Origin of the sequence: Pseudomonas sp. NBRC 111133, from assembly GCF_001320605.1 — a bacterium.
Taxonomy (GTDB): Bacteria; Pseudomonadota; Gammaproteobacteria; order Pseudomonadales; family Pseudomonadaceae; genus Aquipseudomonas; species Aquipseudomonas monteilii.
The window spans coordinates 13,658-24,965 of sequence record NZ_BCBJ01000120.1 but is presented as its reverse complement, the minus strand read 5'-3'; the positions used below and the strand labels follow the sequence as shown (position 1 = coordinate 24,965).

Genomic DNA, 11,308 nt, shown 5'->3' with positions numbered 1-11,308 from the left:
GGAGCCTTGCGCGTGGCAGCAAGGCGTATCAATCAGTTCCAGCCGGGGAAGGGGTTGGCCAACTGCTTCCAGGCTTCCGGCCCTTGGGCCATTTCATCATCGGTCAGCAGGCAGTCATCGAAACGTGCACGCAGCGCAGCCTCGTCCATTTCCATGCCGATCAGCACCAGCTCCTGGCGGGCATCACCCACGCCTTCGTGCCATTTCGACCGGATGTGCAGGACTGATTCGCTGTCGGTCGGCCAATGTTCCTCGGGAACGGCCGCCCACCAGTAGCCTGCCGGGCCGTGGCGCGCGACGGCCCCGGCCTGGGACCAGTTGCCGGCCATGGCTGGCTCGCAGGCGAGCCAGAAGTAGCCCTTGGAGCGCAGCACCCCAGGCCATTCGCTTTCTACCAGCGCGTGGAAGCGGCCTGGGTGGAACGGCCGGCGTGCGCGGTACACGAAGCTGGCGATGCCGTACTCTTCGGTTTCGGGGGTGTGGGTGCCGCGCATTTCCTGCAACCAGCCAGGCGCGCGTGAGGCTTCGTCGAAGTCGAACAGGCCGGTGTCCAGCACGCGATTCAGCGCGACCTTGCCGAACTCGGCGATTTCGATTTTTGCCCTTGGATTGAGGGTATTGAGGATGGCCATCAAGCGCTCGCGCTCTGCGTCACTGACCAGGTCGATCTTGTTCAGCACGATGACGTCGCAGAACTCGATCTGCTCGATCAGCAGGTCGACCACCGTGCGCACGTCTTCCTCGCCCAGCGATTCACCGCGGGCCTGCAGGCTGTCGCGCGAGCTGTAGTCGCGCAGAAAGTTGAAGGCATCGACCACGGTGACCATGGTGTCCAGGCGTGCCACTTCATTGAGGCTGCGGCCATCCTCACCTTCGAAGGTGAAGGTTTCCGCTACGGGCAGCGGCTCGGAGATGCCGGTCGACTCGATGACCAGTTGATCGAAGCGGCCCTCTTTGGCCAGGCGGTCCACTTCCAGCAGGAGGTCTTCGCGCAAGGTGCAGCAAATGCAGCCGTTGCTCATTTCCACCAGCTTTTCGTCGGTGCGCGACAGCTCGGCGCCGCCATCACGGACCAGCGCGGCGTCGATGTTCACGTCGCTCATGTCGTTGACGATCACGGCGACGCGCCGGCCTTCGCGGTTGTTCAGGATATGGTTGAGCAGGGTGGTCTTGCCGGCCCCAAGGAAGCCGGACAGCACGGTGACGGGAAGCCTTGCGGCTTGATTGGCAATCGCGCTAGAGGTGCTCATCAGGTGGCCTCACGGTAGTAGGTAGTGTGCATGCGTGCGGCTCTACTCAGTCCTCGCCGGTATCACGGCGAGTACAGGCGGCGCATTTACCGTGCAGCTCGATGGTCGAGCTGCACAGCGAAAACACGTTCTGGGTCATCCAGTGCCCCAAGGCCTGGTTCAGGTGCGGGACGTTGAATTCATCGACATGGCCGCAGCTATCGCAGATGGCGAACGCTCTGAAACCTGCTTCGCACTGGCTTGGGCAGGCGCAACTGACATAGGCATTCAACGATTCCAGGCGGTGGATCAACCCTTGCTCGGTCAGGTGGCCCAAGGCGCGGTAAATCTGCGTTGGCGCCCGGAAACCCTCATTGCGCAGGCTGTCCAGAATGGCGTAGGCACTGAGCGGCCTGGCGGCCTGCTGAAGCGTCGTCAGGACACGTTGCTGATTGCTGGTCAGTTGCATGCAGGTCTCCTTCCGCTCGCTTTGCAGTCTTCATGTTTGTTCATGGCGCGAGATGTTATAAAGTAACATTAATAAAATGGCTAGCGAAATCGCCCGGGGCTTCGCTGGTATGCAGGTCAATTGGAGTACGTATGGATCGACGCCGTGTGCTGAAACTATTGGTCGCCTGCCTGACATTGCCGCTGCCCTTCGCGGCGCAAGCAGGGCAGGCGGTAAAGCGGATTCGGCTGAGTCGTTCGGGCAGCATAACCAAGGTGTCGCTGGAGCTGACCGGGCCGGTGGCCGCGAAGCACTTCAGCCTCGCGGCGCCGCCGCGGTTGGTGATTGATCTTCCCCAGGCCAGCCTGCAGGCGTCACTGAACGAGCTTGCCCTGCAAGGTTCTGCGGTCACGGCCGTGCGCAGTGGCGTTACCGCGGCGGGTGACTTGCGTATCGTGCTGGACCTGGCCGACGCGGCGGTGCGCAGCGAAGTCCGTTCGCTAAATCCCGGGCGGCATGGCCTGGAGTTGGTGCTCACTGGATCAGCGGTGTCCGTTGCGCCGGTAGCCGTCAAGCCCTCGACGCGTCAGCGCGACCTGTTGATCGTGGTGGATGCCGGGCATGGTGGCAAAGACCCTGGCGCTGTGGGGCCCAAGGGCGAGCAGGAAAAGCGCGTGGCGTTGCAGATCGCCACGTTGCTGGCCAAGCGCATCGATGCACAGAAGGGCTACAAGGCACGCTTGGTGCGCAGCGACGATGTCTTCATTCCGCTGCGCAAGCGCGCCGAACTCGCTCAGCGGCTCAATGCCGACTTGTTCGTTTCGGTGCACGCCGATGCCGCACCGCGGCTCACGGCGTCGGGGGCGTCGGTGTTCGCCTTGTCGCAAGGGGGCGCCACATCGTCGATGGCGCGCTGGATGGCGCAGCGTGAAAACGATGCCGACATGGTCGGTGGTGGTTTGCCGGTCAAGCTGCGCCAGCACGATCCGATGGTCGCCGGTGTGCTGCTGGACATGTCGATGAGTTCGACGATTGCCACCAGCCTGGACCTCGGTCATCAGGTGCTCGCACAGCTTGGCCAGGTGTCGGGTCTGCATCAGGCGCGGGTGGAGCAGGCAGGGTTCGCCGTGCTCAAGTCGGCGGCCGTGCCTTCGATCCTGGTCGAGACAGGCTTCATTTCCAATGCCGGAGATTGTCGTCGGCTGCATGATTCGCGGCATCAACGCAAAGTCGCGCAAGCGATCTTCGCCGGGCTGGACGGCTATTTTCGCCAGCAACCGCCGGCTGGCAGCCTGATCGCGGCCAAGGGGCAGGTGTGATCAGTGCTGCGAGCCCTCGAACAGGGGGCTCATTGTGCGCGGATGCGTTCCCGATAGTGCCATTCACTGCCGGCAAGACAGGCCGTGGGCTCCGCCATTTGCGGAGCCAGTCTGTTGCTGAATGTTATAAAGTATCTTGAAGCGATATCATCATGATATAACGTTGCTTCTGGAAGGCGCAGTCTCAGACCTGCGTCACCGCTTGACCCCGCGATCAGCCGCACCTTCACCCCTGCAGTTCAGGAGCTTCCATGAGATTCACCTCGGCCTCCATTGCCGTCGTCACGGCATTGGTAACCCCAGACCTTCTCGCCGATCAGGCTGGTAACTCAACCATCACCCTTGGCGAAGTGAACATCACGCAGAAAGCCGGCGTGGCACTAAGCACGGAAAATGTACTCACCTCAGTCGACGTCATGGGCGGTGACCAGGTGGAAGACAAGAACGTGATGAATAGCTGGCAACTACTGGGTCAGATGCCGGGCATTCAACTGACCGAGACGGGGCAGGGGGCTGAGTCGGGCAAGGCCACTTTCCGGGCCTTCAATGGCGAGGGTTACATCAACGGCATCAAAACCCTGATCGATGGCGTGCCGAGTAACGTAAACAGCGGCAACCAGCGTTTCATCGACATGATTTTCCCGCTGGAGATCGATTACATCGAGGTGGTGCGCGGCACCAACGATCCGCGTTACGGCCTGCACAACATCGGCGGCAACATCAACTTTGCGACCCGTCAGGGCGGCAACTATGCAGACAGCCGCCTGACTTACGGGAGCTTCAATACCCGTGAAGTCCAAATCGCCCTCGGCCACGAGGAAGGTAACTTTGCGCAGAACTACATGCTGGCCAAGCAGGACACCAACGGTTCACGCGATCACAGCAACTCCAACAAGTATTCCCTGGGTGGCAAGTGGTTCCTCAGTAATGACGAGCAAAACTTCCGTGTAGGTGCCATTGCACGTCTGTACCACCAGCAAGCGGACGAAGGCGGGTTCCTCACCCGCGAAGAGTTGCACGCCAGCCGTACCGACTCACCTGCCAAGAATGACAACGATCGCAGCGATCGAGACATGAAACAGCTGAGCCTGCACATGGACTGGCAACTGCGTGACGATCTGAACCTGAGCAGCAAGTTGTATTACAACAGCTACAACGATGACCGCTCCATCACGTTTACCAGTTACGAGCCTGGCAACGGGCCGCGCCAGCGTCGTTTCTGGGATGAGCAGCAGCGTGGGATGCTCAGCAATCTCACCTGGCGGGTGAATGACATGCTGACCCTCGATGGCGGCATCAACTATGAAGAACAGCATAACGCGTACGAGCGCAGGCGCTTCAACTTCAGCGTACCCACCAACTTCGATGGCCCGCCAGCGCGCGTTCAAAACGATGACCACTACACGCTTCGTAACCTGGGTGGTTACGTACAGGCGGTTATCCAGCCAATTGACTCGTTGAAGATCATCCCGGCGATGCGCGTTGACAAGTTCAGTGGCAACACCAACATCTCAAGCACCAACAATGGTGTTACCACGAGTGCCAAGGGGCCTCTGCAGGACTACGGCTGGATCGAGCAACCCAAACTCAGCGTGGTGTATAGCGTTAATGACGATATCGACGTCTACGCCAACTGGGGGCGCACGTTCCAGGTGCTGACTGGCAATGCAAACCCTGCTTACCTGGTCAATGGCGTCGGTACCTATGACCCGTCGATCAACACGGGCAAGGAAGTGGGGGTGAAATTCCGGCCTTTCGAGGGCACCGAGGCACGCGTTGCCGTTTGGCAGCAGGACGCTACCGACGAGGTAGCGAACATGCCAGCCATCGATTCGACCGTTGGCCTGGGCGAAACCCGGCGTCGCGGTATCGACATGCAGTTCACCTCACGTTTGAACGATCAATGGACGGTGTGGGGCTCCCACGCCATCCAGGAAGCCAAAGTGATGAAGGGTAACGACGCGAACAACAACTCCCTCAAGGGCAAAGAAGTATTTTCCACGCCGCGTTACATCAGTAACCTGGGGGCAGAATATCGCATGAACGATGATTGGCGTTTCGGCATGCAGGCGCGCGCGCAAGGCGACTACTACATCGATGCGAACAACGAAGCGGGCAAGTACGGTGGTTTTGCCGTACTGGATGCGAGCGTCAGCTATCGGATCAGTGTTTCTACAAGCGTGGATCTGCAGGTCAAGAACCTGACGGATCGCGAATACGAATACGTCTGGTACGACAATTTCTGGTGGCCAGCTGGCGAAGAGCAGCCAATGTTTTCTCCGGCACCCGGCCGGTCTGCGTTCGTTTCACTCAACATGAAGCTGTAACCCGCCGGGACGCATTCACACGGTTGCTATGAATGCGTCCTCCCGGCCGCTCAGCCGTGCTTCAAGCGTGCGGCGGCCTCCAGAGCGAAGTAGGTCAGGATGCCGTTGCAGCCGGCGCGCTTGAACGCCATCAATGCCTCCAGAATGACCGTGTCCGGGTCCAGCCAGCCATGGTCGATCGCGGCCTTGAGCATCGAGTATTCACCGCTGACCTGATAGGCGAACGTCGGTACGGCAAAGGTGGCCTTGACCCGTTGAATGATGTCCAGGTAAGGCATGCCGGGCTTGACCATCACCATGTCGGCGCCTTCCTGCAGGTCCAGCGCCACTTCGCGCAGGGCCTCGTCGCTGTTGGCCGGGTCCATCTGGTAGGTGCGCTTGTCGCCTTTGAGCGCGGCCGCCGAGCCCAGCGCATCGCGGAAGGGGCCGTAGAAACCGGAGGCGTACTTCGCGGCGTAGGATATCAGGCGCACATCGTTGAAACCGGCCAGGTCCAGTGCGGACCTGAGCGCGCCGATGCGGCCATCCATCATGTCCGAAGGTGCCAAGGTGTCGATGCCGGCCTGGGCCTGGACCACGGCTTGCGCCGCCAGTACCTGCAAGGTCTCGTCATTGGCCACGCGGCCTTGGCGCAGTACGCCGTCGTGGCCATGGTCGGTGTAGGGGTCCAGTGCCACGTCGCCGATCAGGCCAAGCTTGGGGAACGTAGCCTTGAGCAACCTGGCGGCGCGGCAGATCAGGTTGTCCGGATCGAGGGCATGGGTGCCCTCGCTGTCCTTGCGCTGCACCGGGGTGGCGGGAAACAGGGCGATGGCCGGGATGCCCAGTTCGACCGCCCGCCCCACGTGGTCCGGCAGTTCTGTCAGGCTCACCCGGACCTGGCCCGGCATGGCACTGATCGCCTCGCGTGTGCCTGAGCCTTCCTTGAGAAACACGGGCCAGATCAAGTCATCGCGGGACAGGCTGTTTTCCGCCACCAGCCGACGCGTCCAGTCGTCAGCGCGATTACGGCGCAAACGGGTGGCCGGGAAACTGCCCATTGAGCTCGGGAAGTGGTTCATGTTGCTCATGCTTCGATGGAGGAATGGTGGCCGGTGATCAGCCAGTGCTGGTCGATCAGCTCGAAGGTGAACAGAAAGCGCGCCGGCACCACCCGTTGCTCGCCGTTTTCACGGTAGACGAACGTGTATTGACCACCGACGACCACGGTGCCCAGCTTGCGGCTGACACGCTTCTTGAACAACTGGATGTCACAGACCAGCCCGTCGTTGGCGAGGAAGTTCTCGAAATAGTTGCGACGGCTGTCGTCGCAATCGCGCACCTGGTTGGACAGGGTCGGGACCAGGATCGCATCCGGTGCATACAGTGCCAGCACCTGATCCACATCACGTGTGGCCACGGTAGCGGCCCATCGGTAAAGCGCCGCTTTGGCACCGGCCAGGCATGCCAGTTCGGTGTCGGCGTAGGTCTCGGTGGTCGCGCTCGGGCGTGTTCCTGTCATGGCGTGTTACCTGCGTAAGTCGAAAAGATGAACAGTAGCGGCGTGATCTGCTAAGCTGTAGGTGTTATAACATAACATTTTAGGCAGGTTGCAAACCATGTTCCTTACGCTTGAACAGGCAGAGGCGGGTAGCCGCTTCGCCTTGACCGATGTGCTTCGCCACATACCCTGGAACGCCCAGGGGTTGATCGCTGCCATCACCCAGCAGCATGACAGCGGCGAAGTCCTGATGTTGGCTTGGATGAACGAAGAGTCGCTGCTCGAAACCCTCGAAACCCGCCGGGCCTGCTACTGGTCGCGTACCCATGGACGCCTGTGGCGCAAAGGCGAAAGCTCGGGGCATGTCCAGCATGTACACGACGTGCGGCTGGACTGCGATGGCGACGCGCTGTTGTTGCTGGTGGATCAGACAGGTGTCGCCTGTCACACAGGGCGTCGCAGCTGTTTCTACAACGCGATCCAGGGTGATCAAGTGGTGGTGACGGGCAACCCCGCCGAGGTGGGCGCATGAGTCAAGTCATCATTCGCAACGCCCGCCTGGTCAATGAAGGTGCCATACAGGAGGCCGATGTACTGGTCGCCCATGGCCGTATCGAGAAAATCGGCCGCAGCATCGCGGGCGTCAATGCGCCGCTCGAAATCGATGCCCGTGGCCAATGGTTGCTCCCCGGCATGATCGACGACCAGGTTCATTTTCGTGAGCCTGGCGCTGCGCACAAGGGCACCATGGCCAGTGAGTCGCGCGCAGCAGTGGCGGGCGGTATCACCAGCTTCATGGACATGCCCAACACCAACCCGGCCACGCTGGATCTTGCCGCCCTGCACGACAAGAAAGCCCGCGCCGCCAGCACCTCGGTTGCCAACTACGGTTTTCATTTTGGCGTGAGCAAGGACAACCTCGATACCGTGGCGGCCCTCGACCCGCGCGAAGTGGCGGGGGTGAAGGTGTTCATGGGCGCCTCCACCGGCGACATGCTGGTGGACGACCCACGGGTGCTGGAACGGCTGTTCGCCAGCGTGCCGACCATCCTCCTGGCGCACTGCGAGCACACCCCGTCGATCCTGGCCAACGAAGCGCGCATGCGTGAGCGCTACGGCGATTTCATCCCGCCAGCCATGCACCCGATCATTCGAGATGCCGATGCCTGCCTGCGCTCTTCGAGCCTGGCGGTGCAGCTTGCCAAGCAATTCGGTACCCGTCTGCACGTGCTGCACCTGACCACCGCTCAGGAGCTAAGGCTGTTCGAAGCAGGGCCTTTGCAGGGCAAGCAGATCACTGCCGAAGTGTGCGCGCATCACCTGCTGTTCGACGACCGCGACTATGCCAGGCTCGGCCACCTGATCAAATGCAACCCTGCCATCAAGACCCAGCAAGACCGTGACGCGCTGCGCCAGGCACTGCTGTGCGACCGTATCGATGTCATCGGTACCGACCACGCCCCCCACACCCTGGCGGAAAAGCAGCGCCCTTATGCGTCGGCGCCATCAGGGTTGCCGCTGGTGCAGCATACGCTGCCCGCGCTCTTCGAACTGGTGGAGGAGGGCGTGTTGACGGTTGCCCAGCTGGTGCGCAAGACCAGCCATGCCGTCGCTGACCTGTTCGCCATCGAGGCGCGCGGCTACCTGCGTGAGGGCTACTGGGCAGACCTGACGCTGATCGAACGATTGCCCGAGCCCCGTGCCGTCAGCCTCGACCCGGTTCTGGCGCACTGCCAGTGGACACCGTTCGTGCACCACCGTTTCCAGCACCGCGTGGCCACGACTTTGGTTTCCGGGCAACTGGCCTGGCATGAAGGCCGGCTGGTCGAGGGCTGCCAAGGTTTGCCGCTGGCGTTCAACGCCCGACGCGGCTGATCGCCCTCTTTTTTCATTGACCTGAGCGCACCTGCAATGACCGAACAAGAGCTGCTGTCCCAACCTGAAGACGCTTACATGGACGCTGCGCAGCAGTCGTTCTTCCGCGAGCTGCTGCATGCCCAGCGCAAAGAGCTTCAGCAACGTATCGCTGAAGAATTCGAAGTGATATGTGACTTCGAACCCACTAGCGATCCTTCCGACATCGGCACTGCCGAGGAGCATCGCCAGTGGCAATTGAGGCTGCTGGAGCGGGAGAAGAAGCTGCTGGACAAGATCGACGAGGCCCTGGAGCGCGTCGCCCGTGGCGAGTATGGCTGGTGCAAGGAAACCGGCGAACCGATTGGCCTGAAGCGTTTGCTGCTCAGACCGACCGCCACGTTGTGCGTGGAGGCCAAGGAACGCCAGGAACGGCATGAGCGGCACATGCGCGACGATTGAGCGTGTGGATTTTTTAATGGGAATGATTTGCGTTAATTTTATGTTGTTGCGTTAACGCAGGTTCCCATGCACGTCTTGTCATCGCTTATCCCGATAGGCGATTCGTATCCCGATCGAGCCGACGTAGCGTTCGCCATGGGGAGGATTGACCGAGGAGGCACAGGCGCCTTCGGTGAGGCCGTAGCCTTCGAGAATCTTCACCCCGGTCCGCTGCTCGAACTCGCGGAAGAGCTCGACCGGCATCGGTGCGGCGCCACACAACGCATAGCGCAGGCTGGACTGATCGCGGCCCGACAACTCGGTTTGCAGGAGCGCGGCATAAACGGTGGGAACGGCGGAGAAGAAGTTGATTTCGAAGTGTTCCACCATCTCTCCGAATCGGGCGATCACGCCCTCGCCACGGTAGCCTTGCGGCGTGCCGAGAATTACGTGGTCGCCGAGGGTCCAGGGCATGAGGCCCGTCACCAGTTATGGTCGGTGACCTCGGCCTATGACCGCTCGGCGGTCCTGCGCCGTGCCGCTGCGCTGGTGCGCGAGCGACATGAGCACATGGCCCATTGCATGACCCTGGACCAGGGCAAACCCTTCGCCGAATCCACGCTGGAGGCGAAAAGCGCCGCCGACCATATCGAGTGGTACGCGAAGGAGGGGCGCCGTGCCTACGGCCGCATCGTGCCGGCTCGCAACCCGGCGGTCCGTCAGTTGGTGGTACGTGAACCGGTCGGCGCGGTGGCGGCCTTCACACCCTGGAACTTCCCGATCAACCAGGCGATGCGCAAGATTGCCGGCGCGCTGGCCGCCGGTTGCAGCATCATCATCAAGGCCCCCGAGGAGGCTCCCGGCTCCGTGATCGAACTGGTGCGCTGCTTCCACGATGCCGGTGTACTCAAGGGCGTGCTCAACCTGGTGTTTGGCATTGCGGCGGAAGTCTCCGATTACCTGATCCGTTCGCCGATCATCCGCAAGGTGTCGTTCACGGGCTCCACCGAAGTGGGCCGTCAGCTGGGCGCGCTGGCCGAAGAACATTTGGACATGGCTCTAGGGCGGCATTTCTGTTTCGCAAAAGGAGAAATGTACCCGCAAAAATACCCCCCGATACCCTCAGTGGGATGCGCAATCTAGACTGGCGATTTCTGACAACTATCGAGCTGGTGCACACTGGACTTCAGTGTGCCTCCCTGGCGGGGTAGTCGGAAGCAGGGCAGCGCCTCTAGGGTGCCGCTTGTCTTGAGCGGCAGCTATATCCAAACTGATCGTATGATAACGGCCGGAGCACATCGAATAGTGAGAGAGGTAGACTTAATTCTGAGGACCCAGTAGATGAAGCACGGCTCATGTTATGAGCATTCGTCGATTGTTGGCCCGAACCTGCGGCTCCAGCCAGACATGCCCCCTTTTCACTACCCCGGAGAAAATACCTTATTCGATGACGGTAACGGCCTTGACGACGATAGTGGCAAAAGGCAACTTCCTTGCCGGATTAGATCCAGCTAGCTTCAAGGGCGGATACAAAAAAATGTCCGTTATAGAGGTGTCCGAATGTGTTGCTAGATGCTTTACTGGCCGAGTACGACGAAAGCCGCGGTAGTGAACTGATTATCGACCACTTAGGGTTGCAAGTGATCTGGTCCGAGTTCAGCCAGCAGATTTTCCAGAATCATATCAGTTCTATTTTCAACGACATCTGCAACTTCACTCTGAACCTGTTCAGCCACTTCCTGATCAAGAGCCTGGTTGAGGACGACTCGGTCGCGATGGGCAGCGGGCAGAAGAAAACTATGACGGCAAGCGCGACCTTCGCTTTATGCCTGCCTGACTACCTTGAAAACCTCTACGTCTATAGCGTTTTCGCCCGTGAGCAGACCGACGACTTGGAAAGCACCAGCATGCAGTGGATCAGCAAGGCGAGAAGGTGATGTTTCGACAGTAACGTGACCCCTTCGCTCACCTTCAGTTGTGAACATGCGGAACAGGCCCGCCTGGAGCAGCAGCGGTACATCCGCGACGTCGAGGACCGCGTCTATCGCGAAATCGATCGGGGCTGCGAGGATTGCAAGGCCGTGGTTGTACCGCTTAAGAGCGTGCAGGGCCGGCTCAGTGTGGCCCAGCGTGGCGCGGAGGAGAACCAGTTCGCCTGGTAGAGACGCAAGAGCAGTTGGAGCAGGCCCAGTAACGAGCCAGTGAGGCGG

Annotated in this window: 11 protein-coding genes and 2 pseudogenes; 8 read left to right on the top strand and 5 right to left on the bottom strand. The window is 60.7% G+C overall.

The window, feature by feature from the left end; genetic code table 11:
• Positions 1 to 32: 32 nt before the first annotated feature.
• A complete protein-coding gene (gene zigA / locus APH36_RS26430; RefSeq protein WP_060501317.1) occupies positions 33 to 1,250 on the bottom strand; it encodes a zinc metallochaperone GTPase ZigA in 1,218 nt (405 codons plus the stop codon).
• Positions 1,251 to 1,296: 46 nt separating this feature from the next.
• Positions 1,297 to 1,698 (bottom strand): Fur family transcriptional regulator, encoded by a 402-nt coding sequence (locus APH36_RS26425; protein WP_060501315.1) that lies wholly within the window; start codon positions 1,696 to 1,698, stop codon positions 1,297 to 1,299.
• A 131-nt stretch (positions 1,699 to 1,829) separates the two neighbouring features.
• On the opposite strand from APH36_RS26425, the gene APH36_RS26420 reads away from it, so the two are divergent.
• Complete coding sequence (locus APH36_RS26420; RefSeq protein ID WP_060501313.1) at positions 1,830 to 2,996, top strand: N-acetylmuramoyl-L-alanine amidase; 1,167 nt, start codon at positions 1,830 to 1,832, stop codon at positions 2,994 to 2,996.
• A gap of 251 nt (positions 2,997 to 3,247) precedes the next feature.
• The gene (locus tag APH36_RS26415; RefSeq protein ID WP_060501311.1) at positions 3,248 to 5,323 is read left to right on the top strand and encodes a TonB-dependent receptor; all 2,076 of its coding nucleotides are present in this window, start codon (positions 3,248 to 3,250) and stop codon (positions 5,321 to 5,323) included.
• Positions 5,324 to 5,373: 50 nt separating this feature from the next.
• On the opposite strand, the gene hemB is transcribed toward APH36_RS26415, so the two are convergent.
• Positions 5,374 to 6,384 carry a porphobilinogen synthase gene (gene hemB / locus APH36_RS26410; protein ID WP_060501309.1) on the bottom strand — a complete coding sequence of 337 codons (1,011 nt, stop codon included), beginning with the start codon at positions 6,382 to 6,384 and terminating at the stop codon, positions 5,374 to 5,376.
• Positions 6,385 to 6,389: 5 nt separating this feature from the next.
• Positions 6,390 to 6,824, bottom strand: a complete 435-nt coding sequence (locus tag APH36_RS26405) for a DUF4440 domain-containing protein (protein WP_060501307.1) — start codon at positions 6,822 to 6,824, stop codon at positions 6,390 to 6,392.
• 97 nt (positions 6,825 to 6,921) lie between these two features.
• On the opposite strand from APH36_RS26405, the gene hisI reads away from it, so the two are divergent.
• Genes hisI through dksA form a run of 3 tightly spaced genes read left to right on the top strand, consistent with a single transcriptional unit; the run spans position 6,922 to position 9,119 of the window.
• Positions 6,922 to 7,335, top strand: a complete 414-nt coding sequence (hisI, locus tag APH36_RS26400; protein ID WP_060501304.1) for a phosphoribosyl-AMP cyclohydrolase — start codon at positions 6,922 to 6,924, stop codon at positions 7,333 to 7,335.
• Entirely contained in the window at positions 7,332 to 8,678 is a 1,347-nt protein-coding gene (locus tag APH36_RS26395; protein WP_060501302.1) for a dihydroorotase, read from the top strand. Before hisI ends, APH36_RS26395 begins: the two co-directional genes overlap by 4 nt.
• Positions 8,679 to 8,714: 36 nt before the next feature.
• Complete coding sequence (dksA, locus tag APH36_RS26390; RefSeq protein WP_060501300.1) at positions 8,715 to 9,119, top strand: RNA polymerase-binding protein DksA; 405 nt, start codon at positions 8,715 to 8,717, stop codon at positions 9,117 to 9,119.
• A gap of 81 nt (positions 9,120 to 9,200) precedes the next feature.
• Here the strand turns inward: dksA and APH36_RS26385 are convergent.
• A pseudogene (locus tag APH36_RS26385) lies at positions 9,201 to 9,587 on the bottom strand (AMP-binding protein); the annotation flags it as partial.
• On the opposite strand from APH36_RS26385, the pseudogene APH36_RS26380 reads away from it, so the two are divergent.
• The 3 genes and pseudogenes from APH36_RS26380 to APH36_RS26370 form a co-directional block, all read left to right on the top strand.
• Positions 9,477 to 10,169 (top strand): annotated as a pseudogene (locus tag APH36_RS26380) (aldehyde dehydrogenase family protein); the annotation flags it as partial. The pseudogenes APH36_RS26385 and APH36_RS26380 overlap by 111 nt on opposite strands.
• A 491-nt stretch (positions 10,170 to 10,660) precedes the next feature.
• Positions 10,661 to 11,035, top strand: coding sequence for a hypothetical protein (locus APH36_RS26375; protein WP_060501296.1), 375 nt, complete (start codon positions 10,661 to 10,663; stop codon positions 11,033 to 11,035).
• 15 nt (positions 11,036 to 11,050) lie between these two features.
• Positions 11,051 to 11,260 carry a hypothetical protein gene (locus tag APH36_RS26370; protein ID WP_060501294.1) on the top strand — a complete coding sequence of 70 codons (210 nt, stop codon included), beginning with the start codon at positions 11,051 to 11,053 and terminating at the stop codon, positions 11,258 to 11,260.
• The last annotated feature ends 48 nt before the right edge of the window (positions 11,261 to 11,308 follow it).